The organism is Micromonospora sp. NPDC000089 (assembly GCF_042899365.1).
Lineage (GTDB): Bacteria > Actinomycetota > Actinomycetes > Mycobacteriales > Micromonosporaceae > Micromonospora.
In genome coordinates this window covers 147,558-172,653 of record NZ_JBIAZT010000008.1, presented here as the reverse complement: position 1 = coordinate 172,653, position 25,096 = coordinate 147,558, and the positions used below count along the sequence as shown (strand labels likewise).

At 74.9% G+C, this 25,096-nt stretch carries 21 protein-coding genes; 14 read left to right on the top strand and 7 right to left on the bottom strand.

What is annotated here, in order from left to right; genetic code table 11:
* Positions 1-17: 17 nt before the first annotated feature.
* Both ACFY3U_RS17180 and ACFY3U_RS17175 read right to left on the bottom strand, forming a co-directional pair.
* Positions 18-977 (bottom strand): hypothetical protein, encoded by a 960-nt coding sequence (locus tag ACFY3U_RS17180; protein ID WP_387201987.1) that lies wholly within the window; start codon positions 975-977, stop codon positions 18-20.
* Between the two features lie 71 nt (positions 978-1,048).
* On the bottom strand, positions 1,049-1,678 hold the full coding sequence (locus tag ACFY3U_RS17175; RefSeq protein ID WP_387201984.1) for an MBL fold metallo-hydrolase: 630 nt from the start codon (positions 1,676-1,678) through the stop codon (positions 1,049-1,051).
* Positions 1,679-1,763: 85 nt separating this feature from the next.
* On the opposite strand from ACFY3U_RS17175, the gene ACFY3U_RS17170 reads away from it, so the two are divergent.
* On the top strand, positions 1,764-2,855 hold the full coding sequence (locus tag ACFY3U_RS17170; protein ID WP_387202273.1) for a DUF4349 domain-containing protein: 1,092 nt from the start codon (positions 1,764-1,766) through the stop codon (positions 2,853-2,855).
* Here ACFY3U_RS17170 and ACFY3U_RS17165 read toward each other — a convergent pair.
* Positions 2,812-4,071 carry an amidohydrolase gene (locus ACFY3U_RS17165; RefSeq protein ID WP_387201981.1) on the bottom strand — a complete coding sequence of 420 codons (1,260 nt, stop codon included), beginning with the start codon at positions 4,069-4,071 and terminating at the stop codon, positions 2,812-2,814. The genes ACFY3U_RS17170 and ACFY3U_RS17165 overlap by 44 nt on opposite strands.
* Positions 4,072-4,594: 523 nt before the next feature.
* The gene (locus tag ACFY3U_RS17160; RefSeq protein WP_387201978.1) at positions 4,595-6,175 is read right to left on the bottom strand and encodes a methylmalonyl-CoA mutase; all 1,581 of its coding nucleotides are present in this window, start codon (positions 6,173-6,175) and stop codon (positions 4,595-4,597) included.
* A 211-nt stretch (positions 6,176-6,386) separates the two neighbouring features.
* On the opposite strand from ACFY3U_RS17160, the gene ACFY3U_RS17155 reads away from it, so the two are divergent.
* Together ACFY3U_RS17155 and ACFY3U_RS17150 are read left to right on the top strand one after the other, a co-directional pair.
* Complete coding sequence (locus ACFY3U_RS17155; RefSeq protein WP_387201975.1) at positions 6,387-8,450, top strand: serine/threonine-protein kinase; 2,064 nt, start codon at positions 6,387-6,389, stop codon at positions 8,448-8,450.
* Between the two features lie 49 nt (positions 8,451-8,499).
* Positions 8,500-10,170, top strand: a complete 1,671-nt coding sequence (locus ACFY3U_RS17150) for a phospho-sugar mutase (protein ID WP_387201972.1) — start codon at positions 8,500-8,502, stop codon at positions 10,168-10,170.
* A gap of 351 nt (positions 10,171-10,521) precedes the next feature.
* Here ACFY3U_RS17150 and ACFY3U_RS17145 read toward each other — a convergent pair whose 3' ends face one another.
* Both ACFY3U_RS17145 and upp read right to left on the bottom strand, forming a co-directional pair.
* Positions 10,522-11,199, bottom strand: a complete 678-nt coding sequence (locus ACFY3U_RS17145) for a GPP34 family phosphoprotein (protein WP_387201969.1) — start codon at positions 11,197-11,199, stop codon at positions 10,522-10,524.
* A gap of 68 nt (positions 11,200-11,267) precedes the next feature.
* On the bottom strand, positions 11,268-11,900 hold the full coding sequence (gene upp / locus ACFY3U_RS17140) for a uracil phosphoribosyltransferase (protein WP_387201966.1): 633 nt from the start codon (positions 11,898-11,900) through the stop codon (positions 11,268-11,270).
* Positions 11,901-12,036: 136 nt separating this feature from the next.
* On the opposite strand from upp, the gene deoC reads away from it, so the two are divergent.
* The 10 genes from deoC to ACFY3U_RS17090 all read left to right on the top strand — a co-directional run bounded on the left by deoC (position 12,037) and on the right by ACFY3U_RS17090 (position 23,536).
* Positions 12,037-13,026, top strand: coding sequence for a deoxyribose-phosphate aldolase (gene deoC / locus ACFY3U_RS17135; RefSeq protein ID WP_387201963.1), 990 nt, complete (start codon positions 12,037-12,039; stop codon positions 13,024-13,026).
* Between the two features lie 5 nt (positions 13,027-13,031).
* Positions 13,032-14,456, top strand: a complete 1,425-nt coding sequence (locus tag ACFY3U_RS17130) for an aldehyde dehydrogenase family protein (protein WP_387201960.1) — start codon at positions 13,032-13,034, stop codon at positions 14,454-14,456.
* Positions 14,449-15,273 (top strand): aldehyde dehydrogenase family protein, encoded by an 825-nt coding sequence (locus ACFY3U_RS17125; RefSeq protein ID WP_387201957.1) that lies wholly within the window; start codon positions 14,449-14,451, stop codon positions 15,271-15,273. Before ACFY3U_RS17130 ends, ACFY3U_RS17125 begins: the two co-directional genes overlap by 8 nt.
* Positions 15,274-15,314: 41 nt before the next feature.
* Positions 15,315-15,746, top strand: a complete 432-nt coding sequence (locus tag ACFY3U_RS17120) for a BlaI/MecI/CopY family transcriptional regulator (protein WP_387201954.1) — start codon at positions 15,315-15,317, stop codon at positions 15,744-15,746.
* A gap of 10 nt (positions 15,747-15,756) precedes the next feature.
* The gene (locus ACFY3U_RS17115; RefSeq protein ID WP_387201951.1) at positions 15,757-16,662 is read left to right on the top strand and encodes a M56 family metallopeptidase; all 906 of its coding nucleotides are present in this window, start codon (positions 15,757-15,759) and stop codon (positions 16,660-16,662) included.
* A 122-nt stretch (positions 16,663-16,784) separates the two neighbouring features.
* Complete coding sequence (locus tag ACFY3U_RS17110; RefSeq protein WP_387201948.1) at positions 16,785-18,038, top strand: cytochrome ubiquinol oxidase subunit I; 1,254 nt, start codon at positions 16,785-16,787, stop codon at positions 18,036-18,038.
* Between the two features lie 9 nt (positions 18,039-18,047).
* Entirely contained in the window at positions 18,048-19,055 is a 1,008-nt protein-coding gene (locus ACFY3U_RS17105) for a cytochrome d ubiquinol oxidase subunit II (RefSeq protein ID WP_387201945.1), read from the top strand.
* Positions 19,052-20,776, top strand: a complete 1,725-nt coding sequence (cydD, locus tag ACFY3U_RS17100) for a thiol reductant ABC exporter subunit CydD (RefSeq protein WP_387201942.1) — start codon at positions 19,052-19,054, stop codon at positions 20,774-20,776. Before ACFY3U_RS17105 ends, cydD begins: the two co-directional genes overlap by 4 nt.
* Positions 20,777-20,997: 221 nt before the next feature.
* The gene (gene cydC, locus ACFY3U_RS17095; RefSeq protein WP_387202270.1) at positions 20,998-22,818 is read left to right on the top strand and encodes a thiol reductant ABC exporter subunit CydC; all 1,821 of its coding nucleotides are present in this window, start codon (positions 20,998-21,000) and stop codon (positions 22,816-22,818) included.
* Between the two features lie 61 nt (positions 22,819-22,879).
* Entirely contained in the window at positions 22,880-23,536 is a 657-nt protein-coding gene (locus ACFY3U_RS17090; RefSeq protein ID WP_387201939.1) for a permease prefix domain 1-containing protein, read from the top strand.
* Between the two features lie 15 nt (positions 23,537-23,551).
* On the opposite strand, the gene ACFY3U_RS17085 is transcribed toward ACFY3U_RS17090, so the two are convergent.
* Positions 23,552-23,893 (bottom strand): PadR family transcriptional regulator, encoded by a 342-nt coding sequence (locus tag ACFY3U_RS17085; RefSeq protein ID WP_387201937.1) that lies wholly within the window; start codon positions 23,891-23,893, stop codon positions 23,552-23,554.
* A 210-nt stretch (positions 23,894-24,103) separates the two neighbouring features.
* On the opposite strand from ACFY3U_RS17085, the gene ACFY3U_RS17080 reads away from it, so the two are divergent.
* The gene (locus ACFY3U_RS17080; RefSeq protein WP_387201934.1) at positions 24,104-25,057 is read left to right on the top strand and encodes a DNA primase; all 954 of its coding nucleotides are present in this window, start codon (positions 24,104-24,106) and stop codon (positions 25,055-25,057) included.
* Positions 25,058-25,096 lie beyond the last annotated feature (39 nt).

Below are 25,096 nucleotides of genomic sequence, written 5' to 3'. Positions count from 1 at the left end.
ATTCATCGGGCTCATTCTCACCGGTCGTCGGCCTCCGCGGCATCCCCCACTTCGGCATCGACCGCCTCGATCGCGGCCTCCACCTCGCCGGCCCGCCGGCGGGCGGCGGTCAGCGTCCGCTCGGCTCCCCGCCGGGCCAGCTTCGCGCGGCTCAGCTCCTGCTCGATCGCCGCACGCCGGCGCTCCAGCTCGGCCAGCTCGGCCTCGATCGCGTCCAGGGCGCCGGAAGCGTCCCGCTCCGCCCGCACCGCGCCGGCCAGCTCGGAATCCGCCCGCTCGTGGTCGGTACGCGCCGCCGCCAGCTCCCGTTCCAGCACCCGCCGCCGCTTGGCGCGGTCGGCCCGGGCGGCCCGGGCGGCGGCGCGCTCGTCCCGTTCCCGGCGCTCCTCGGCCCGCCGGGCCGCCGCGTCGCCCGCCCGGCCCCGGGGCGGCTCCGGGGCGGTCGGCTCCTCGTCGGCGCCACCGGTCACCAGCCGCAGCTGCGGGCGGGGCACCTCGCCGAAGCCCGCGTAGTGGGCGGCCCGCAGCAACCGGCCGGAGCGGACCTGCTCGGCCACCTCGGGGTCGGCCAGCGCCGCGTTGAGCGTCGCCTCCACCTCGCCCAGCGGCAGCTTCCCGGCCGACGGGGCGTCCGGGGTGGCGGCGGCGATCCGGCGTACCTCGGCCACCAGCGCAGCCACCACGGCCCGCCGCTGGGCGGAGAGCTCGCGCAGCTTCGCGCCCTTGAGGTCGCGCTGGGCGGCCCGCAGCGCCTCGGCCAGCGGGCCCAGGTCGGCGACCAGCTCGGGGCGGTCCAGCGCGAGCAGGTTGACCAGCCAGGCCGCCACGGTGGGCCGCTTGAGCCGGGCGATCTGCCGGGCCGCGGCGACGTCACCGGCCTGGCGGGCCTCGGCGACGGCGGCGTCCCGGGCGGCGACGAACCGGTCCGGCGGCGCGCGGTAGAGCCGCTGCGCCACGTCGGCGGGAACGGTGGGCACGGTTGACACGGTGCTTCCTACCTTCGCGACTGCGGGGCTCGCAGAACCGGCTCACTCCTCGCGCTCATGGGTCAGGCGTCGATCCGGGTGCCCGGCTCGAGGCGCTGGTAGTCGGTGCCGGACAGCGCGGTGTACTGCCGGTCGAGGACGCCGTACCCGTTGGCGTTGAGCAACGCGTCGTGCAGGGCGTACGCCCGGCGCGGCGCGACCGCCCGGATGAAGTCGACCACCTCGGAGAACTTCGACCAGGGCGCGTGGATGGGCGCGAAGAGCGTGTCCACCTCGACGCCCGCGGGCACGTGCAGCGCGTCGCCGGGGTGGTAGACCGCGCCGGCCAGCAGGTACCCCAGGTTGTCGACCACCGGGATGTCGGGGTGGATGACCGCGTGCCGGCCGCCGTGGGCGGTGACCGGCACGCCGGCGGCGGTGAACGCGTCACCGGGGCGTACCGGGGTGAGCGCCTCGGCCGCGTCGCCCAGGGTGGTGGCGAGCGAGGCCGGCCCGTGGATCGGGAACGGCCGGCGGCCGAGCGCGCGGGTCACCGCCTCGACGTCCAGGTGGTCGGGGTGTTCGTGGGTGATCAGCACCGCGTCCGCCCCATCGAGCGCCGCCGGGTCGCTGAACACCCCGGGGTCGACCACCAACACCCCGCCGTCGTGCTCCACCCGCAGGCAGGAGTGGGCGTACTTGGTGACTCGCATCGTGACTCCTCCACCACCGAATCGTGACGTCCTGGAGGCAGTCTGCCGGAACCGGCGCGGTGTCGCGCCGCGTCCGAGGCATCACATCGCGAAGGACGGAGCGGGGATGAACGTACGAGGTGGGCGCCGTCGCACGGCAGTGTGCGCGGCGACGGTGGGGCTGGCGGCGGTGCTGCTGGCCGGCTGCGGGTCGGGCGCGGACTCGGGCGACAGCAGCGGGTCACGGGCGGACGCGCCGGCCGGCGGGGCGGCCGAGCCGGGCAAGGCGGAACCGGGGAAGGCCGGGGCGGGCGCGCCGGACCTGCGGGTCGACCAGCGGGCGATCGTCTACACCGGAACGATGGAGGTGGAGGTAGACGACGTGGACCGGGCGGCCCGCCGGGCCACGGCCGCGGTGACGGCGGCCGGCGGCTTCGTCGGCGGCGACAACCGGCACAGCGAGGACGCGGTGGCGGAGGCCCGGCTGGAGCTGCGGGTGCCGGCCGCGAGGTTCACCGCGCTCGTCGACGAACTGGCCGGCTACGGCCGGCAGCGCAGTCGCGAGGTGCACACCGAGGACGTCACCGACGAGACCGTCGACCTGGACGCCCGGATCGCCACCCAGCGGGCCCGGGTGGACAGTGCCCGGAAGCTGCTCGCCCGGGCCACCTCGATCAGCGAGCTGACGACGCTGGAGGACGAGGTCGGCAAGCGGGAGGCCGACCTCGCCTCGCTGGAGGCGAAGAAGCGCCGGCTGGCCGACCTGACCGCGCTGTCCACCATCACGGTGACGTTCACCGGGGCGGACGCGTCGACCGCCGGCGAGGCGACCGACACCGGTTTCCTGGTGGGGCTGCGCGGTGGTTGGCGGGTCTTCGTCGCCTCGATGGGCGTGCTGCTCACCGTGCTCGGCGCGCTGCTGCCGTGGCTGCTGGTGCTGGGCGTACCGCTGACCGCGCTGGTGGTGGCGCTGCGCCGCCGCCGGCGAAACCGGCCCCCGGCGGCCCCGCTCGGCGCCCTGCGCCCGCCGGCCTCCGTCGGGCCGTGGCCGACGCCGGCCGGGCAGCACCCACCGACGCGACCGGCCCCGCCGGTGCCGACCCAGGGCGGCCCGCAGGCGACACCGGCACCGGGTGGGGCGCCGACGGCGACCGCTACCGAGCCGCCGCCAGCGCCCGCAGCGCCGTCTGCACCATGAGGCGTACCCCGGCGGGGATGGCCCGCTCGTCCACGTCGAACGAACCCCGGTGCAGGTCCACGTTGGGCCCGGACCGGCCGACGCCGAGGCGGGCCAGCGCGCCGGGGACGTACTCCAGGTACCAGGAGAAGTCCTCGCCGCCCATGCTCTGCGGGGTCTCGGCGATGCCCTCCGGGCCGAGCGCGGCCGCGGTGGCGGCGGTCAGCACCTGGATCGCCCGGGCGTCGTTGCTGACCGGCGGGCGGCCGCGCAGGTACTCCAGGTCGACCGTGGCGCCGGTGGGCGCGAGGACGTCCCGGACGACCTGAGCCACGATCTTGGGCGCCTGCTCCCAGGTGTCGCGGTCCATCACCCGCAGGGTGCCCGAGGCGGACGCCTCGGAGGGGATGACGTTGTACCGGGTGCCGGCCGAGGCGTGGCCGAACACCAGCAGCAGCCCGCTGTTGGCCGGCACCCGGCGGCTGACCAGGGCCGGCACCTCGGTGACCAGCCGGCCCAGCGCGTCGACCAGGTCGACGGTCAGGTGCGGGCGGGCGGTGTGGCCGCCCGGGCCGGTGAGCCGGACGGTGACGTTGTCGGCCGCGGCGGTGATCGGGCCGACCCGCAGCCCGACCTTGCCGACCGGCAGGGCCGGGTCGCAGTGCAGCGCGAAGATCTGCACCACGTCCTCCAGGCCGCCGGCCTCGATCACCTCCAGCGAGCCGCAGGGCAGGATCTCCTCCGCCGGCTGGAAGATCAGCCGGACCCGCCCGTCGAGCTGGCCGAGGTCCTTGAGCTGGGCCAGCAGCATGCCCACCCCGAGCAGCACCGTGGTGTGCACGTCGTGACCGCAGGCGTGGCAGGCGCCGTCCACCGTGGACCGGTAGGCGACGTCCTTCGGGTCGCTCAGCGGCAGCGCGTCGATGTCGGCGCGGAGCGCGATCACCGGCCCGTCCGGGCGCCCGTCGATGTCGCAGACCACCCCGTTGCCCTTGGGCAGCAGCCGCGGCTGCAGGCCGGCCAGGGAGAGCTCGCGCGCGATCAGCGCGGCCGTCTCGAACTCCTCGCCGGACAGCTCCGGGTGGGAGTGGATGTGCCGGCGGGTGGCGATGAGGCCGGGCACCCGCAGCGCCAGCAGGTGATCCAGCTCGCCCGGCAGGGGCTGGGATCCGGACGGCGCCTCGGGCCAGGACGACGCCAGCTGGCCGCCGTTGGGCAGCGTCAACGCACTCGTCACGTCGAATTCTCGATCACTAGGAATGGATGGATCTTCGGGGCGGACAGCAGACAGCCTAGACCTCCGTCGGTGACGCTGCGCAACCTCGCTACGGTAGTGATCAGACCGCGCAGCGTCACTTACCCCCTGGTGAGAGGGCTCGAAAATCTGCGGGACAGCAGGTAGATCGGGTTCGAACGCCGTCATCTGCCCCACACCTCCTACACCGCGTAACCGTGCCGGCGGTCGCTAAATCGCCGTCGATCCGGGGCCGTCGTTCCGAATTGTCGCATTAGTCGCACCGATTAACTGACGCTCCGACAATTACCCGACGACCGTGGGCGGTCAGCCGACTCCAGAGCGTGGCACGACCGCACTGGCCACGACCGGACACGCTGTCCGTCCCGGATCACCCGTTCGGGTTACCCCGCAACACCGGTGACACACGCCCCACCCGCCGGTCGTACTCCTGGGCGCGACGACCGGGCCGCGTGCCGGCATCGGTTCCCGGTGACCGACCGTAGCGCGGCCGGGCCGCCGAGCGTCAGAACCGGTCGCTCGGCCGGTACGTCCCCCACACCTGGCGCAGCGTCCCGCAGACCTCGCCCACGGTGGCCCGGGCCCGCAGCGCCTCCTTCATCGGGTAGAGCACGTTCGCGTCGCCCTCGGCGGCGGCCCGCAGCTCGGCCAGGGCCCGCTCCACCGCGCCGGAGTCCCGCTCGGCGCGCAGCTTCGCCAGCCGCTCGGCCTGGGCCGCCTCGATCGTCGGGTCCACCCGCAGCGGCTCGTACGGCTCGTCGGCGTCGACGGTGAACCGGTTGAGCCCGACCACCACCCGCTCACCCGAGTCGATCTCCTGGGCGATCCGGTACGCCGACTGCTCGATCTCGCGCTTCTGGAAGCCCGCCTCGATGGCGTCCACCGCCGAGCCGTGGTCGGCCACCCGCTCCATCAGCTCCACCGCGGCCGCCTCGATCTCGGCGGTCATCGCCTCCACCACGTACGACCCGGCGAACGGGTCGACGGTGGCGGTCAGGTCCGTCTCGTACGCCAGCACCTGCTGGGTCCGCAGCGCCAGCCGGGCGGCCTTCTCGGTGGGCAGCGCGATCGCCTCGTCGAAGCTGTTGGTGTGCAGCGACTGGGTGCCGCCGAGCACCGCGCCGAGCCCCTGCACCGCCACCCGGACCAGGTTCACCTCGGGCTGCTGGGCGGTCAGCTGCACGCCCGCGGTCTGGGTGTGGAACCGCAGCATCATCGACTTCGGGTCCTTGGCGCCGAAGTCGTCACGCATCAGCCGGGCCCAGATCCGCCGGGCCGCGCGGAACTTCGCCACCTCCTCCAGCAGCGTGGTGCGGGCCACGAAGAAGAACGACAGCCGGGGCGCGAAGTCGTCCACGGCCAGCCCGGCCTCCAGCGCGGCCCGGACGTACTCCACGCCGTTGGCCAGCGTGAACGCGATCTCCTGCGCGGGCGTCGCGCCGGCCTCGGCCATGTGGTAGCCGGAGATGGAGATGGTGTTCCACTTGGGCACCTCGGCGCGGCAGTACGCGAAGGTGTCGGCCACCAGCCGCAGCGACGGCTTCGGCGGGAAGATGTACGTCCCCCGGGCGATGTACTCCTTGAGGATGTCGTTCTGGATGGTGCCGTTGAGCGCGCCGCCGGCGACCCCGTTCTCCTCGGCGACGAGCTGGTAGAGCAGCAGCAGCACCGAGCCGGGGGCGTTGATCGTCATCGAGGTGGAGACCTTGTCCAGCGGGATGCCGGCGAACAGCAGCCGCATGTCCTCGATGGAGTCGATCGCCACCCCGACCTTGCCCACCTCGCCGTGCGCGATCGGGTCGTCCGAGTCGTACCCCATCTGGGTGGGCAGGTCGAAGGCGACCGACAGGCCCATCGTGCCGGCGCGCAGCAGCTGGTGGTAGCGCGCGTTGGACTCGGTGGCCGTGCCGAAGCCGGCGTACTGCCGCATGGTCCACGGCCGGGAGGTGTACATGGTGGGGTAGACCCCACGGGTGTACGGGAACTCGCCCGGCCCGCCGAGCCGGTCGTCCAACTCCCCCGGCAGGTCGTCGGCCGTGTAGACGGCCTTGATGGGGAAACCGGACTCGCTCGACCGTTCGCTCATCACCGGATGGTAGGACGCCGGACGGCATCGATGGGTGAGGGATACCGCACACACGCGGCGGCGACCGACGCGTCGACCCCAGGTGAACAACCGGGTACCTACCGTCTGGTTCGGCAAAGGACCGCCGCGTCGGGTTTCGCATCGGGCGTCGGAACCAGCAAGATAGGGGGGTTGTGTCCCAGCCCCCTCGATATCCCCCGGTGGCTTTTCTGTGACTCAGATCCCGACGTGGAGCGGCGGACCAGTCAGTCCCTCCAACGGACGCGCGGCACCCGGCACCACCATCGGTGGGCGCTACTCGCTGCGCTCCGCGGTGGGCAACGGCGGCATGGGCACGGTCTGGCGTGCCGCCGACACCCTGCTGCGGCGTGACGTGGCGGTCAAGGAGGTCGTGCTGCCCCCCGGGCTGGCCCCCAGCGACCGGGACGCCATGTACGAACGCACCCTGCGCGAGGCCCGCGCCGCCGCGGCCATCCAGCATCCGGCCGTGGTGCAGGTGTACGACGTGGTCACCGAGGGTGGCCGCCCCTGGATCGTGATGGAGCTGCTGGATGCCCGCAGCCTGGCCGACATGGTGATCGAGGACGGCCCGGTGGCGCCGCGCGCGGTCGCCAAGATCGGTGTGGCGCTGCTCGGCGCGCTCGAGGTGGCCCACGCGAACGGCGTGCTGCACCGCGACGTCAAGCCGGCCAACGTGCTGATCTGCACCGACGGGCGCTGCGTGCTGACCGACTTCGGGGTGGCCCGGATGCCCACCGACGTGCAGCTCACCACGCCCGGCATGGTGCTGGGCTCGCCGCACTTCATCTCCCCCGAGCGGGCCATGGGCCAGGAGTTCGGCCCGCCCAGCGACCTGTTCTCGCTCGGCGTGACGCTCTACACCGCGGTGGAGGGGCGCCCGCCGTTCGACCGGGGGGACCCGATCGAGACCATGCACGCCGTGGTCGAGGACCCGCCGGCCACCCCGCAGCGCAGCGGCCCGCTGACCCGGGTGCTGATGGGCCTGCTGGAGAAGGACCCGGCCCGCCGGCTCGACGTGCACACCGCCAGGGCGATGCTCCGCGAGCTGCTCGCCGGCCCGCTGACCAGCACGGCGACCGCGGTCAACTCGGTCACCGACCCGTACGCGGTGGTGCCGGTGCAGCGTCCCGCCGCGCCCCCGGCCCCGCCCGCCGCGCCGGAGCCCAAGCCGAGCGGCCAGATCGGCGGCCGGGCGATGATCGGCCCGGGCGAGTCGTTGACCGACCGGTTGGCGGCGCTGCGGCGCGGCGAGCGGCCCACCCCGGCCACGCCGGCCCCGGCCGCCGGCCTCGAGGAGACCAGCGCGGACGCCCTGGCCGGCCCGCTGCACACCCCCACCGGCGCGATGCCCACCGCGGGTCGCCCGCCGGCCGGGTACCCGGGCGCCCCGGAAGCCGGGTTCGCCGGCGGCCCGGACGCCACCCGGCGGATCGGCGCCGGCGACACCACCCAGCGGGTCTACGGCGGTTCCGCCGACACCACCCAGCGGGTGTACGCCGGCGGCGCGGACAGCACCCAGCCGGTGTACGGCGGCGGTCAGTGGTCGGTGCCCGGCACCGGCCAGTCCTGGACGTCCCCGGCGACCGCCCCGACCGGCGGCGGCACCGGTGGCGCCCTCGACCGGGCGAAGGCGCTCGGCGGCAACCTGGTCGGCACCGTCAAGGGCTGGCCCCGCAAGCTCCAGCTCGCCGCGGCCGGCGGCGTCGCCGTGCTGCTGCTGCTCGGCATCGTGGCGCTGACCAGCGGCGGCGACCCGCAGCCGCCGGCGCCGACGCAGGCCCAGCCGACCGCCCCGGCGGCCGGCCCGCTGCCGGAGATGCAGGAGCACAACGCCAAGGGCGTGCAGCTCATGGTCCCCAAGGGCTGGCAGAAGGCGACCGGCGGCTCCTACGTCGACTACGTCGACCCGGCCGACGAGGGGCGCAAGGTGCGCATCCTGGCCGAGAAGTGGAAGGGCACGCCCGACCGCTGGGCGGAGGTCGCCCAGAACTTCCTGCGCACCAAGAGCACCACCTGCGGCAAGCCGTACACCCAGGTCGCGATGAACGATCAGGGCACGGCGGGCAAGCCGGGCGTCCAGTTCGAGTACACCTGCGGCGAGGGCGACGCGATGCGGCACGGCGTGTGGCGGGGCGTGCTGAGTGACGGGAAGATGTACTCCTTCTACCTCACCTCCAGCCAGGCGAACTTCGCGGAGAGCAAGCCGATCTTCGACGAGATGGCGAAGACGTTCCAGCTCACCGCGGCCAACTGAGTCGAGGCCGACCGGACGTGGTGCTCCGCCGCCGTGCTATCCATAGGCAATGGCGGCGGAGACCACTGACCTTGACCAGATTCGCGACCAGGCCCGGCGCTGGCTCGACGACGACCCGGACCCGGCCAGCCGGGAAGAGCTGCGGGCGGTGCTCGACGGGCTGCCGGGCAGCGCGCCGGAGCTGGCCGACCGGTTCGCCGGGCCGCTGACCTTCGGCACCGCCGGGCTGCGCGGCCCGCTGCGGGCCGGCCCCAACGGCATGAACCTCGCCGTGGTCACCCGGGCCGCCGCCGGGCTGGTCGGCTGGCTCGCCGCCCAGGGCGGCGAGGGTCCGCTGGTCATCGGGTACGACGCCCGGCACGGTTCCCGGGCGTTCGCCGAGCGCACCGCCGAGGTGGCCACCGGAGCGGGCCGGCCGGCGCTGCTGCTGCCCCGACCCCTGCCCACCCCGGTGCTGGCGTACGCCGTCCGGCAGCTGGGCGGGGTGGCCGGCGTGATGGTGACCGCCAGCCACAACCCGCCGCAGGACAACGGCTACAAGGTCTACCTGGGCGCGCGGCTCGGTGGGCCGCTGGGCGCGGGCGCGCAGATCGTGCCGCCGGCCGACGCCGGCATCGAGGCGGCCATCCGGGCGGTCGGCCCGCTGGCGCAGGTGCCGCTCGGCCCGCCCGGCCAGACCCTCGGTGACGACGTCGTCGCGTCGTACGTCGACCGGGCGGCCGCCGTGGTCGACCCGGGCGGTCCGCGCGACCTGCGGGTGGCGTACACGCCGCTGCACGGGGTGGGCGCGGCGGTGCTCACCGCGGCGTTCGCCCGGGCCGGCTTCGGGGTGCCCGGGGTGGTGCCCGACCAGGCGGAGCCGGATCCGGCCTTCCCGACGGTGAGCTTCCCCAACCCGGAGGAGCCCGGCGCGGTCGACCACCTGGTCGCCCTCGCCGACACGATCGACGCCGACCTGGCGATCGCCAACGACCCGGACGCGGACCGCTGCGCGGTGGCCGTCCGGGACGCCTCGACCGGCGGCTGGCGGATGCTTCGCGGCGACGAGGTGGGCGCGCTGCTCGCGGACCACCTGATGCGCCGCGGGGTGACCGGCCTGTACGCCACCACGATCGTGTCGTCGTCCCTGCTGCGGGCGATGTGCGCGGCCCGGGGGCTGCCGTACGACGAGACGCTGACCGGGTTCAAGTGGATCGTCCGGGCCGGTGGTGGGGCACAGCCGCTGGTCTTCGGGTACGAGGAGGCGCTGGGCTACTGCGTGGCACCGGAGCACGTCCGGGACAAGGACGGCATCACCGCCGCGCTGACCGTCGCCGAGCTGGCCGCCGGCCTCAAGGCGCAGGGCCGCACGCTGACCGACCGGCTGGACGAGCTGGCCGCCGAGTTCGGCGTGCACCACACCGACCAGCTCTCGGTGCGGGTGGACGACCTGCGGGTGATCACGGGCGCGATGGCCCGGATCCGCGCCGCCACCCCGGCCACCCTGCTCGGGCACCCGGTCACCGCGGTGGAGGACCTGCTCCCCGCCTCGGACGTGGTGGTGCTGCGCACCGACGCCGCCCGGGTGGTGATCCGCCCCTCCGGCACCGAGCCGAAGCTCAAGGCGTACCTGGAGGTGGTGGAGCCGGTCGCGGACGGCGACGTCGCGGCGGCCCGCACCCGCGCCCAGGCCGCCGTCGCGGCGCTCCGCACGGAGATCGCCGCCGCGTTGGGCGTCTAGCCCTCTCGGGGCGGTGGGTGCGCGGGCGCGGTGGCGTCGCACCCCCAGCGGCGCGGGGCCCATCACCCACGGTGACCGTAGCGGGACGACCGGCCGACCCCGCTCGGACGCTTTGCTCTGCTGCCATTGACGCTACAGCTACGAAGGGTGGCTGTCGCGTCGGTGGCAGCAGAGCAAAGCGGGGAGCGAGGGTGCGCCGGCGCTTCCCGGTGCGCGGACAAAGCAGCAGCTCAGCGCCGCGCACCGGGCGGTGCGGCGGCCGGGGCGACAGTTGAGTGCCGCCCCGCCGTCACAGTGAGTAATGGCGGCTCAGGCGGAAGGCCGCGAGCACGCCGGGTGACGATCGGCGATTCAGGGGAGCTTGCCCAGGGCGTGGTCGACGGCCTGGCCCAGGGCGGCGATGACCAGGCCCACCGACGGGCGGACCACCGAGTCGTCCAGGCTGACCGTGCCGGAGAAGCCGGCGCCGCCGGCGATCTCCTCCAGCCGGCGGTGCGCGTCCGCGGCCGCCTCGCCGGTCAGGCCGAGCGCCGGTTCCATCCGCAGCACCGCCACCAGGGTGGCCAGCGCGGCGGTGCGCTCGTCCGGCAGCTGCCCGTCGGCCAGCGCCTCGGCCAGCCGGCGGCGGGTCTCCTGCTCCACCGAGCGGTCCGCCACCGGGTAGCGGTGCACCACGATGAACTCCAGCTCGGTCTCCTCCACGTCCCGGACCACGCCCCGGTCGACCAGGTCCTGGAGGATGCGGTCCCGCAGGCCGTGGCGCAGCCGCTGCACCCAGGAGGACGGGGTGTGCGGGGTGTCGGCCGCGATCCGGGCCAGCACCGCGTCAAGGATCGGTTCACCGACCGGCGTCGGGTCGGCGGCCACCAGGTTCCCCTCGGCGTACGCGACCCGGCCGGCCAGCGCCAGCTCGACCAGGACGGCGGCGGCCATCCCCAGGTCCAGCCCGATCCGGGTCATGGTCGCCCGGCCGGTCTCGTCGTCGTACCCCAGCAGCAGCAGCTCTTCGGCGAGCGCAACACCAGTCATGGCCCGGAACGGTAGCGCCTGCGCGCACCCGACGGGGTACCAACTCGCCCGCCGCCGGGGCGGGGAGCTCAGAACCGGGGCATTCCGCCGAACTGGCGGTCGCCCGCGTCGCCCAGGCCGGGGACGATGAACATGTCGTCGTTCAGGCCCTCGTCGATGCTCGCCGTCACCAGGCGCAGCGGCAGGCCCGACTTCTCCAGCCGGGCGATGCCGACCGGGGCGGCCAGCACGCAGAGCACGGTGATGTCGGTGCAGCCCCGGTCGGCGAGCAGCCGGCAGCAGTGCTCCAGCGAGCCGCCGGTGGCCAGCATCGGGTCGAGCACCAGCACCGGCAGGCCGGCCAGGTCGCGCGGCAGCGACTCCATGTACGCCCGCGGCTCGTACGTCTTCTCGTCCCGGGCCAGGCCGACGAAGCCCATCGACGACTCGGGCAGCAGGCCGAGCGCGGCGTCGGCCATGCCCAGGCCGGCCCGCAGCACCGGCACCAGCAGCGGCGGGTTGGCCAGCCGGGTGCCCTCGGTGCCGGTGACCGGCGTCTGCACCGGGTACCGCTCGACGGGGAAGGTGCGCGCGGCCTCGTACACCAGCATGGTGGTGAGTTCGTGCAGTGCGGCCCGGAACGACGACGAGTCGGTCCGGGCGTCCCGCATGGCGGTCAGCCGCGACTGGGCGAGCGGGTGGTCAATGACGTGTACGTCCACGGTCGCTCAACCTACCGCCCCGGGCGCGCCGCCGGTGCGGGTGCGGGGTGACCAGCGACGCCGCTCACGTGTGGCCCACCCGACGGAGGGAACGTGACCAAGATCACCCGACGCGCGGATGCGTAGACTTCGGGGCATGACGGCGACAGCGACGTCGGCCCGGTCGGACCTGACCGAACTGGGACGATCCGAGACCGCTCTGCGGACCTTCCTGCACGGCCTGCCGGGCGTGGACCAGGTCGGCGCGGAGCAGCGGGCGGCACAGCTCGGCACCCGCTCCATCAAGACCACCGCCAAGGCCCAGGCGATCGACCTGGCCATCCGGATGGTCGACCTGACCACCCTGGAGGGGGCGGACACCCCGGGCAAGGTGCGGGCGCTGGCCGCGAAGGCGCTGCGCCCCGACCCGGCCGACCCGTCCTGCCCACACGTCGGCGCGGTCTGCGTCTACCCGGCGATGGTCCCGTACGTGGCCGAGGTGCTGCGCGGCAGCGACGTGCACCTGGCCAGCGTGGCTACCTCGTTCCCCTCCGGTCAGGCCCCGCTGGAGATCAAGCTGGCCGACGTCCGGGCGGCCGTCGAGGCCGGCGCCGACGAGATCGACATGGTGATCAACCGGGGCGCGTTCCTGGCCGGCCGCTACTCCGAGGTCTACGACGAGATCGTTGCGGTCAAGGAAGCCTGCGGCCCTGCTGATGGCGGTCACCAGGGGCGACCGGCAGCCCACCTCAAGGTGATCCTGGAAACCGGCGAGCTGGCCACCTACGACAACGTGCGCCGGGCCTCCTGGCTGGCCATGCTGGCCGGCGGCGACTTCATCAAGACCTCCACCGGCAAGGTGCCGGCCGCGGCCACGCTGCCGGTGACCCTGGTGATGCTGGAGGCGGTCCGCGACTTCCGCGCGGCCACCGGCCGGCAGGTCGGCGTGAAGCCGGCCGGCGGCATCAAGAACACCAAGGACGCGATCAAGTACCTGGTGATGGTCAACGAGACCGTCGGCCCGGACTGGCTCGACCCGGACTGGTTCCGCTTCGGCGCGTCCAGCCTGCTCAACGACCTGCTCATGCAGCGCACCAAGCTGACGACCGGCGTCTACTCCGGTCCCGACTACTTCACCCTGGACTGAGCGTGATGTTCGAATACGCCCCTGCGCCCGAGTCCCGCTCGGTGGTGGACCTCAAGCCCTCGTACGGGCTGTTCATCGACGGCGAGTTCGTCGACGGCGAGGATCGCAACAAGTCGATCAACCCGGCCACCGAGGAGGTGCTCGCCGAGGTGACCTGGGCCGGCGAGGCGGAGGTGGACCGCGCGGTCCGCGCCGCCCGGACGGCGTACGAGCGGGTCTGGGGTCCGATGCCGGGCCGCGACCGGGCCAAGTACCTCTACCGGATCGCCCGGATCATCCAGGAGCGCTCCCGCGAGCTGGCCGTGCTGGAGTCGCTGGACAACGGCAAGCCGATCAAGGAGTCCCGCGACGTCGACCTGCCCCTGGTCGCCGCGCACTTCTTCTACTACGCGGGCTGGGCCGACAAGCTGGAGCACGCCGGGTTCGGGCCGAACCCGAAGCCGCTCGGCGTCGCCGCGCAGGTGATCCCGTGGAACTTCCCGCTGCTGATGCTGGCCTGGAAGATCGCCCCGGCGCTCGCCGCCGGCAACACGGTGGTGCTCAAGCCGGCCGAGACCACCCCGCTGACCGCGCTGCTCTTCGCCGAGATCTGCCAGCAGGCCGACCTGCCGGCCGGCGTGGTCAACATCGTCACCGGCGCCGGGGAGACCGGCCGGGCCCTGGTCGAGCACCCGGGCGTCGACAAGGTGGCCTTCACCGGCTCCACCGAGGTCGGCCGGGCCATCGCCCGCTCGATCGCCGGCACCCGCAAGAAGCTCACCCTGGAGCTGGGCGGCAAGGCCGCCAACATCGTCTTCGACGACGCGCCGATCGACCAGGCGGTCGAGGGGATCGTCAACGGCATCTTCTTCAACCAGGGGCACGTCTGCTGCGCCGGCTCCCGGCTGCTGATCCAGGAGAACGTCGCCGAGCAGGTCCTCGACTCGCTCAAGCGGCGGATGGCCCAGCTGCGGGTCGGCGACCCGCTGGACAAGAACACCGACGTCGGCGCGATCAACTCGGCCGCCCAGCTGGAGCGGATCCGCGAGCTGTCGGACGCCGGCTCCGCCGAGGGCGCGGAGCGCTGGTCGCCGCCGTGCGAGCTGCCCGACCGCGGCTTCTGGTTCGCGCCGACCATCTTCACCGGGGTCACCCAGGCGCACCGGATCGCCCGCGAGGAGATCTTCGGCCCGGTGCTGTCCGTGCTGACCTTCCGCACCCCGGCCGAGGCCGTGGAAAAAGCCAACAACACGCCGTACGGGCTGTCCGCCGGGATCTGGACCGACAAGGGCTCCCGCATCCTCTGGACGGCCGACCGGCTGCGCGCCGGCGTCGTCTGGGCCAACACGTTCAACAAGTTCGACCCCACCTCGCCGTTCGGCGGCTACAAGGAGTCGGGCTACGGTCGCGAGGGCGGCCGGCACGGGCTGGAGGGGTACCTCAATGTCTGAGCGGGTCGCGGTACGCAAGACGTACAAGCTCTTCATCGGGGGCAAGTTCCCCCGCAGCGAGTCGGGACGGTCGTATCTCGTGCAGTCCGCCAACGTCTCCCTGGCCTCCCGCAAGGACGCCCGGGACGCCGTCGTCGCCGCCCGCGCCGCCGTCAAGGGGTGGGCCGGCGCGACCGCGTACAACCGGGGTCAGATCCTCTACCGGGTCGCCGAGATGCTGGAGGGCCGCCGCGAGCAGTTCGTCGCCCTCGGCGTGCCGGCCGACGAGGTCGACGCGGCGATCGACCGCTGGGTCTGGTACGCCGGCTGGGCCGACAAGCTCGCCCAGGTGTACGGCGGCGCGAACCCGGTGGCCGGGCCGTACTTCAACCTCTCCGCGCCCGAGCCGACCGGCGTGGTGGCCGTGGTGGCCCCCGAGCAGCCGGCGCTGCTCGGCCTGGTCAGCGTGATCGCCCCGGCGATCGTCACCGGCAACACCGTGGTGGTGGCGGCGTCCCCCTCGGCGCCGCTGGCGGCGGTGACCCTGGCCGAGGTGCTGGCCACCTCCGACCTGCCGGGCGGGGTGGTGAACATCCTCACCGGGCACCTGAAGGAGACCGTGCCGACGCTGGCCGGGCACCTGGACGTCAACGCGCTCGACCTGACCGGGGTGACCGACGCCGAGCTGGCGGCGGACCTGGAGGTCACCGCCGCGCAGAACCTCAAGCGCGTCCTCCGCCCGGCCCCGGCCGACCACGACTGGTCCACCGATCCGGGCATCACCCGGATGACCGCCCTCCTGGAGACGAAGACCGTCTGGCACCCCAAGGGCGTCTGACGGGGGTGGGTGGGATCTACTACGGGGGGTAGGATTGCTGCGTGACTCGGCTCGGTGATCTGGAACGTGCGGTGATGGACGTGCTGTGGAACGTGGTCCCGGGCACGTCCGACGGGGTGACCGTGCGGGAGGTCGCCGACGCGCTGGACGGGCGCGAGCTGGCGTACACCACCGTGATGACGGTGCTCGACCGGCTGGCCGGCAAGGGCATGGTGCAGCGCGAGCGGGAGGGGCGGGCCTGGCGCTACCGGGCCGCGGCCAGCCGTGAGCAGCACATCGCCCAGCTCATGCTGGACGCCCTCGACCTCGGCGGCAGTCGGGACGCCGCGCTGGTGCGCTTCGCCCGGTCGGTCACCGGCACCGAGGCCGAGGTGCTGCGGGCCGCGCTGGGCGCCGAGGCCGGGCTGACCGGCCGGGTCGAGGATCCGCACGCCGGTCGGGTGCGCCGCCCCGACGAGGCGACGGACCGGTAGGGCGGCTGCCGTGGCGTTCGCCGTGCACTTCGCCGCGTCGATGCTGGCCTGCTACCTCACCGCCCAGGTGCTGGCGCGGGCCACCTGGACGTGGCGCGCCCCCCGGGTCGCGATCGTCTGCTGGCAGGCGGTCGGGCTGGCGCTCGGGCTGTCCGCGATGGGCCTGCCGATGGCGGTCGGCCTGGCCGCGTACGACCGGCCGACCGGCGGCGCGCTGGTCGCGCTCGTCGTCGACCTGAGCCACGGCACGCTGCCCGCCGGGCTGGGCGCGGCCCACCTCGGGCTGGTCGGCGTCGGCTTCGGCATCGGGGCGGTGCTGCTGAGCACCACCGTGCGCAGCGTGCACGCCAGTGTCCGGGCCCAGCGCCGGCACCGGGACCTGCTCTCGCTGGTCGCCCGCCGCGACCCGTCGGTGCCCGGCGCACTGGTGCTGGACCACCCGAGCGCGGCGGCGTACTGCCTGCCCGGGGTCCGGCCCCGGGTGGTGGTGAGCGCCGGCACGCTGAGCCTGCTCGACCGCGCCGAGCTGGCGGCGGTGCTGACCCACGAGCGGGCGCACGCCCAGGAGCGGCACGACCTGGTGCTGCTGCCGTTCACCGCGCTGTGCCGGGCGCTGCCCTGGTTCCGCTGGGTGCGGGACGCGCACGCGCGGGTGGCGTTGCTGGTCGAGATGCGCGCCGACGACAAGGCCCGCGAGCTGCACGCGGAGGCGCCCCTGGCGGGCGCGCTGCGCCGGTTCGCCGCCTGCGGCGACCGGATCACCCCGGCCGGCGCGCTCGGCGTCGGCGACCGGGACCTCGACGTACGGGTGCAGCGGCTGATGACCCCGGACCGGCCGCCCCGGCTGCTCGGCGCGACCGCGCTGGCGGTGGCGACCACCCTGGTCGCGCTGCCGATCTCCCTCTTCCTGAGCTGACCGTGGGCACGGTCGGGCGAGGGAGCGGTGCGGCCGATATTACTACGCCACGTAGTATTTATAGGTAGGCAAGCTACGTGTAGGCTCCCTATCACAAGCGAGCCAACCTCTGGAGAGCGGCCATGGACACCCTGCTCCTCGCGCGCCTGCAGTTCGCCACCACCACCTCGATCCACTTCCTCTTCGTGGTGGTCACCATCGGGCTGGTCACCCTGCTGGTCGGCCTGCAGGCCGCCTGGTTCCTCACCGGCAACCCGCGCTGGGAGCGACTCACCCGCTTCTGGGGCCAGCTGTACGTGATCAACTACGTGGTCGGCATCGCCAGCGGGATCGTGATGGAGTTCCAGTTCGGGCTGAACTGGAGCGGGCTGTCCCGCTACGTCGGCAACGTCTTCGGCGCCCCGCTGGCGATCGAGACGCTGGTCGCCTTCTTCCTGGAGTCCACCTTCCTCGGCATGTGGATCTTCGGCTGGCACCGGCTGCGACGCGGCGTCCACCTCGCCCTGCTCTGCGGCGTCGCGGTCACCGCGTACGCCTCGGCGTTCTGGATCCTGGTGGCCAACGCCTGGCTGCAGCACCCGGTCGGGTACGAGCTGCACGACGGGGTCGCTCACCTCACCGACCTCGGCGCGCTGCTGACCAACCCCACCCTCGGCATGGCGTTCGGGCACGTGGTCGCGGCTGGGCTGCTCACCGGCGGGGTGCTGATGGCCGCGGTCAGCGCCGGGCACCTGATCCGTCGTACGCCGGACTTCGCGCTCTTCCGCACCTCGCTGCGGATCGGGCTGGTCACCGCCGCCGTCGCGATCACCGGAGTGCAGGGGTTCGGCTTCGCCCAGTTCGGGCCGGTCGGCGAGGCCCAGCCCACCAAGTTCGGCGGCGGGCCGGGCGCCGACGCGCTGGTCGCCGACTGGACCGCCCGGTTCGGCCCGGCCGACTACACCCCGCCGGTGCTGGCCAGCGTCGGGCTCGGCTTCATGATCCTGATCGGCTTCACCCTCGGCGCCCTCTGGCTGCTGCTGCCGCTGCTGTTCCGGGACTGGATCATCCGACTACGGTTCCCGCTCTGGCTGACCCTGTTCACCCTGCCGCTGCCCCTCGTCGCGGTGATCCTCGGCTGGATCGCGCGCGAGGTCGGCCGCCAGCCCTGGGTGGCGTACGGGCTGCTGCCCACCGACCGGGCCGTCTCCGACGTCGACCCCGCGCTGATGCTCGCCTCGCTGATCGGCTTCACCCTGCTGCTCGGCGCGCTCGCCGGCACCAACTGGACGCTGATGGCCCGCGCCGCCGCCCGGGGCGCCGCCGACCCCGCCCTCGGCCGCCCGCCCGGCGCGCCGGACGACGACTCCCGACCCGTACCCGCCCTCGCCGGATAGGACCCCGTGATGGATCTCGCCTTCTACGCCCTGCTCGGCCTCTTCTTCGCCGGCTACCTCGTTCTCGCCGGGTACGACTACGGCGTCGGCCTGCTGCTCGCCCGGCGGGACGGGTCGACCGGCCACCGCGCCTCGCTCACCGCGCTCGGGCCGTTCTTCCTCGGCAACGAGGTGTGGCTGGTCGCCACCGTCGGCATCCTGTTCGGCGCCTTCCCCACCCTGGAGGGCGAGCTGCTCTCCGGGTTCTACCCGGTGGTGGCCGGCGCGCTGGTCGGGGTGGTGCTGGTGACCGCCGGCGTGCAGCTGCGCAGCCGACCCACCGGCACCCGGGCCCGCGCCCGCTGGGACCGGCTGGTGGTGACCGGCAGCGCGCTCGCCGCGCTGGGCTGGGGCGCCCTGCTCGGCGGCCTGCTCCAGGGCGTACCCCGGCGGGCCGACGGGCACGTCGCCGGGGTGACCCACCTGGTCACCCCGTTCGTCGCCGCCGCCGCGCTCGCCGTGCTCGCCGTGGTGGCCGCGCACGGTGCGACCTTCCTCACCCTGCGGCTGCCCGTCGCCGAGGCGGTCACCGCCGGCCGGCTGGCCCGCCGGCTGATCCCGGTGGCGATCGTCGCGGTCGCCACGGCCACCGCGCTGGGCCTGCTCTCCGACCGGGTACGCGCCACCCCGACGCGCCCGCTGGTCGCCGTACTGCTGCCGTTGGTGCTGGTCACGGCGTTGCTGGCGGCCCGCGCGGCGCTGTGCCGGGGGCGGCCCGGGTGGGCGCTGGCCGGCACCGGCCTGGCGCTCGCCGCGCCGGTGGCCCTGGTCGGCGCGGCGCTCTGGCCCTGGGTGCTGGTCTCCACGGCCGATCCGGCGGCCTCGCTGGCGGTGGCCGACGCGGCGGCCAGCGGGCCGACCCTGCGCCTGCTGGGCTGGCTGACGTTGCCGCTGCTGCCGGCCCTACTAGGCTTCCAGGCGATGTGCTGGTGGGTGTTCCGAGGACGGACCGACGGCAGGGCACCGGTGTACTGGTGAACCGCCGTCCCTTCGACCCGCGTCTGCTGCGCCGGGTCCCCGCGGCCCGGCGCGACCTCGCCGTGCTCGCGGTCCTGGGCGGGCTCACCGCGCTGCTGGTCGTCGGGCAGGCCACCGCGCTGGCCGCGCTGCTCACCGCCGCCGTCGGCGGCCGGCTGGACCGGGTCGCGCTGGCCGGCTTCGTCGCCGCCGTCGGCGGGCGGGCGCTGGTCTCCTGGGGGCAGGGCACCGTCGCGGCGCGGGCCGCGGCGACCGTGAAGGCCGCCCTCCGCGCCGACCTGCTGGCCGCCGTCGGCCGGCACGGCCCGGGGTGGGTCGCCGGCCAACGGGCCGGGCAGCTCGCCACCCTGGCCGGGCGCGGCCTGGACGCGCTGGACGCCTACTTCACCGGCTACCTCCCCCAGCTGGTGCTCAGCGTGACCGTGCCGGCGGCCGTGCTGGCCCGGCTGGTGTTCGCCGACTGGTCCTCGGCGCTGATCATCGCGCTGACCATCCCGCTCATCCCGATCTTCGGCGCGCTGCTCGGCTGGCAGGCGCAGGCCGCCACCGAGCGGCAGTGGCGGCGGCTGTCGATGCTCGGCGGGCACTTCCTCGACATGGTCGCCGGCCTGCCCACGCTGCGCGCGTTCGGCCGGGCCCGGGCGCAGACCGAGGTGGTCCGCCGGATGGCCGACGGGCACCGGGTCGCCACCATGAAGACGCTGCGGATCGCCTTCCTCTCCGCGCTGGTGCTGGAGCTGATCGCCACGCTGTCGGTGGCGCTGGTCGCCGTGCCGGTCGGCATCCGGCTGCTCTCCGGCGGCATAACCCTGTCCACCGCGCTGCTGGTGCTGCTGCTCACCCCGGAGGCGTACCTGCCGCTGCGGGCGGCCGGCGCCCGGTTCCACGCCAGCATGGAGGGGCTGACCGCGCTGGACGAGGCGCTCACCCTCTCCGCGCCGCCCGCCACCACCGCCCCACCCGCCACCGTGCCTTCCGACGCCACCCCGGCGGGCGCCGCCCCCGCCGCCGCACCGGCGCCGGCCCCGTCCGGGCGCGGCGAGCTGCGCTTCGAGAACGTGACCGTGGCGTACGACCGCACCACCGCGCTGCGCGACGTCACGCTGACCGTCCGGCCCGGCGAGCGGATCGCCGTCATCGGGCCCAGCGGCGCCGGCAAGAGCACCCTGCTCGGCCTGCTGCTCGGCTTCGTCACCCCGACCTCCGGCCGGGTCACCGTGGACGGCGTCGACCTGGCCGGGGTGGACCTCGACGACTGGCGCCGGCAGCTGGCCTGGGTGCCGCAGCGGGCCCACCTGTTCGCCGCCTCGCTGGCCGACAACGTCCGGCTCGGCGCCCCCGACACCCGGGACCGCGCGCTGGCCACCGCGGTCACCGACGCCGCGCTGGACGAGGTGGTCGCCGCGCTGCCCGACGGGCTGGGCACCGTGCTCGGCGAGCGCGGGCACGGCCTGTCCAGCGGCCAGCGGCAGCGGGTCGCGCTGGCCCGGGCGTTCCTGCGGGACGCCCCGCTGGTGCTGCTGGACGAGCCGACCGCCCGACTGGACACCGCCAGCGAGGCGGTGGTGCTGGCGGCGACCCGGCGGCTGGTCGCCGGGCGCACCGCCCTCCTTGTCGCGCACCGCCCGGCGCTGCTGGCCGACGCCGACCGGATCATCCGGATCGAGGACGGCCGGGTGACCGAGCTGGCCCCGGCCCCGGTCGGGAAGGTGACCGGATGAGCGACGGAATCGTCCCGCCAGGGCGGGACCCGGTCGGCTCGACGCCCGCCGAGCTGCCCACACCGACGCCCGCAGAGGTGCCGGGGCCAGCGGGCGAGGTGACCGGGCCGGCGGCGGGCGAGGTGACCACCCGGGCCGACGCGACCGCCCCGGCCGACGAGGCGTCGCCCGGCCGGGCTCGGCCGACGCGGCCCGGTGGGCGGCGTGGTGCCGAGCGGGCGGTGCTGCGGTTGGCCCGGCCGTACCTGGGTCGGCTGGTCGGCGCGGGGCTGCTCGCCGCGGCCACCGAGTTCGCCGGGTTGGCGCTGATGGCCACCGCCACCTGGCTGCTGATGAGCGCCGCCGGTCGGCCGCCGCTGGACCGGCTGACCGTGGCGATCGTCGCCGTCCGGGCCTTGGCCATCGGTCGCGGCGTGTTCCGCTACACCGAGCGGCTGGCCGGCCACGACGCCGTGCTGCGCATGATCACCGACGTCCGGGCCCGGGTCTTCGCCGGCCTGGCCGCCCGGCCGGCCGGGCACCGCACCGGCGACGCGCTCAGCCGGCTGGTCTCCGACGTGGAGGCGGTGCAGGACCTGCTCCTGCGGGTGCTCGTGCCGGGGGCGGCCGCCGCGCTGGTGAGCGTGCTCGCGGTCGGCGGGGCGGCGGCGATCTCGCTGCCCGCGGCCGGGGTGCTCGCCGCCGGCCTGCTGGTCGCGGGGGTGGCGCTGCCCGTCCTGGCCGGCCGGCTCACCCGGCGGGCCGCCGACGAGGTGGCCCCGCTGCGGGGCGCGCTCGCCACCGACGCGATCGACCTCACCCATGGCGCCGCCGACCTGGCCGCGTTCGGCGCCACCGGGTCGGCCCTGGCGGTCGCCCGGGGCCGGGGCGACCGGCTGGCCCGCCTGGAGCGCCGGCTCGCCGCCACCGGCTTCGCGGTCGACGCGACCGGGGTGCTGGTAGCCGGGCTGACCGCCGGCGCGGTGGTGCTCGTCGCGCTGCGCGCCGGCGTCGGCGGCGTACTGGTCGGCGTGCTGGCGGTCGGCACCCTCGCCGCCGTGGAGGTGGCGCTGGCCCTGGTCGGCGCGGCCCGGCAACGCACCCAGCTCGCCGCCGGTCTGGACCGGGTCGCCGCGCTGCTCGCCGCGCCCACCGGGGCAACCGGTTACCCCTACCGCGCCGGCACCACCGCCGGGCCCGACCTCACCGGCGACCTCGGCAGGGGGACGACCGGCGGCGCGGCGGCCGGCGGCGCGGCAGCCCGGGCGGCGGGTTCGCGGCCCAGCGGCGGCCCGGCCGAGGCGGCGCACGTGCGGTTCGCGGGGGTACGGGTCCGCTATCGCCCGGGCGCGGCCCCCGCGCTGGACGGGTTCGACCTGGACCTGCCGCCCGGCCGCCGGGTGGCCGTGGTCGGGCCCAGCGGCGCCGGCAAGAGCACCCTGGCCGCCGTGCTGACCGGCGCGGTGCGGCCGGACGCCGGCCGGGTCACCCTGGACGGGATCGAGCTGTCGGCGTACCCGGCCGAGGAGTTGCCGCGCGCGGTCGGCGGGCTGCTCGCCGAGGCGTACGTCTTCCACGCCACCGTACGGGAGAACCTGCTGCTCGGCCGGCCCCGGGCGGACGAGGAGCAGCTGGCCGCCGCGGCCCGGGCGGCCGGCCTGCTGGACTGGGTACGCGAACAGCCCGACGGCTGGGACACCGTGGTCGGCGAGGAGGGCGGGCAGCTCTCCGGCGGCCAGCGGCAGCGGCTCGCGCTGGCCCGCGCGCTGCTCGCCGCCCCCGGGGTGCTGGTGCTGGACGAGCCCACCGAGGGCCTCGACCCGGCGGCCGCCGACGCGGTGCTCGGCTCCGCGCTGGCCGCCACCCCGGCCGGACACTCCGTGCTGCTGATCAGCCACCGGCTCAGCGGCCTCGACGGGCTGGACGAGATCCTGGTGCTGGACGCCGGCCGGGTGGTCCAGCGCGGCCGGCACACCGAGCTGACGGCCGCGCCGGGCTGGTACCGGGACCAGTGGCTGCTGCAGCAGGCCGCCGAGCGCGGCTACCTTGCCCTGAGACCCTGACCGCCGGGCTCCGGGAATCTCCCCGACGCGCCGGGGGCCGCCCGATGGCAGGCTGGGTGCCATGCGGGGTGGGGTGGACGAGCGGCTGCGGGAGTTGGACGACCGGCTGCGCGGGCCGGCGCGGGTCAAGCACGAGCTGCTCGTCGAGCTGCGCGACGCGCTGACCGACGCCGCCGAGGCGTACCGGGCGGCGGGGTTGTCCGCGGTCGAGGCCGAGCGGCGGGCGGTGGCCGAGTTCGGCAGCCCGGTCCGGCTCGCGCCGGCGTACCAGGCCGAGCTGGCCGCCGCCGCGCTGCGCACGCTCTCCACCCGGGCATTGCTGGTGGCCCTGCTGCTGGTCGCCGCCGGCGACCTGACCTGGCGGGGTTCGAGCTGGAGCGACGGGCCACGGCCGCCCGCCGGCTACCTGCTGCTGTCGGCGTCCATGCACGTGATCTGGTTGACCGCGGCCGGGCTCGCCCTGGCGGCGCTGGCGGCCGGGGCGCTGGGCGCGCGACGGGGGCGGGCCGAGCCGCCGGGCGGCCGGCTGCTCGGCTGGGGGTTGACCGGGGTGCTCGTCGTCGGGGTGACCAGCGGGCTCGCCCTGTTCGGCTGGTCGGTGCGGCTCTGGGACGCCGCGCTGACCTGGCCGCCGCTGCTGGTCGGGGCGGTGCTGGCGAGCGCGGCCTGGTTCTCGCTGGCCCGGGCGACCCGATCGTGGGTGGCCGCGACCCGCTGACCGGGGGTCGGCCGGTCAGGCGGAGGCGGTGGACGGCCCGTCGGTTCCGAGGAAGCGACCAACCGTGGCGCTGAAGTCCTGCCAGCCGGCGCGCTCGCCGGCCAGCGCCCGCCGCCCGGCGTCGGTCAGCTCGTAGGTGCGCCGCTCCCGCCCGTTGACGGTGCTCCAGGTGCTGGCCACGTGGCCGGCCCGCTCGAGCCGGCGCAGCGCCGGGTAGATCGTGCCGGTGGGCAGGTCCAGGCTGCCGTGGCTGCGCGCGCGGAGCGCCTCGATGATGGCGTAGCCGTGCAGTGCGCCACGCTCCAGCACCGCCAGCAGCAGGGCGTCCAGGTGTCCGTGCAGCGCCTGCGCCTTCATGTGTAGCAACGCTACCTGTCGGCGCCCCAGACCGCCAGCACGGCGTCCCGCTGGCCGCCCGGACCGTCCGCGCACCGGCCCGCCGGGCTTCCCGACCGCCACCGGGGTGCCGGTCCGCGCCCCGGCGGGCGCCCACTAGGGTATGTGCCCAGAGTCACTCGGCGGCGGCACCCGTCGGCGAGTGCCAACCCGACGCACACGGAGGTCAGCGTGGCCCGCCAGTCGCCCCACCGGCCCGACGCCGACGAGCCCGAGCTCGACGACACCGACGGGCCGGTCGAGCCCGAGGTGGAGCGCGGCGCCGCCGACCGCACCCTCTGGGACGAGCTGCGGATCGACCCGGTCGAGATCGCCCTGCCCGCCGGCACCGGCTTCACCCTGCGGGCGTACCGGCCGGCGCGGGAGGTGACCCCGACGGACGTCGCCGAGCGCGACGAGGACGACCCGTTCCTGGCCCGTCGGCAGGTCGTCGAGACCGAGGACGACGAGGAGGTGGTGATCCTCGACGAGGAGTTCGCCGCCCTCACCGAGGAGGACGACTCGGACGCCGCGCGGCGCCGGTCCGGCCGCGCCGGGGACGTCGACGACGAGGACGCCACGACCGACGAGTCCACCGACCGGGCGGACGACGAGGACGACGCCGACGAGGCGGAGGACGCGGACGACGCGGCCGCCGACGAGGAGGTGCCGGTCTTCCTCACCCACCGGGGCAAGCTGCTGCTGTTCCGTACCCCCGAGGCGCTGGTCAGTTTCATCCGTTCCGGTGCGCCCAACGACATGTCCCAACTGGACGGTTGGAATGAACTGTCCGATCGGGTGGAACCGGCCGACATCGCCCCGCTCGACGAGGACACCTACGAGCTGGATCTGGTCGTGGAGAACCTGCGCGGCGGGCACGACTCGTGGGATCCCACGCTGCTGATCGAGGCGGGCGAGGTGGCCCGCGACCTGTCGTACGCGCTGCGGCTACCGGCCGTGTTGGACATGCTCTCCGCCGGCTCCAGCCTGGACGACCTGGATGAGGCGCTGCGGTCCGCTGTCAACGGCGGAATCGGTGGTTTCCTGGGACGACGGCGACTCAAGAAGATCGGGGCGCAGACCGCGAGTTTGGGTTGGCGGACCATTGTCGGCAAGATCTCTGCTGTCGTGGACTGGCGCGACTGACCCCGAGCGGGGAGCATCAGTCTCTGGCGGAGAAAGCCC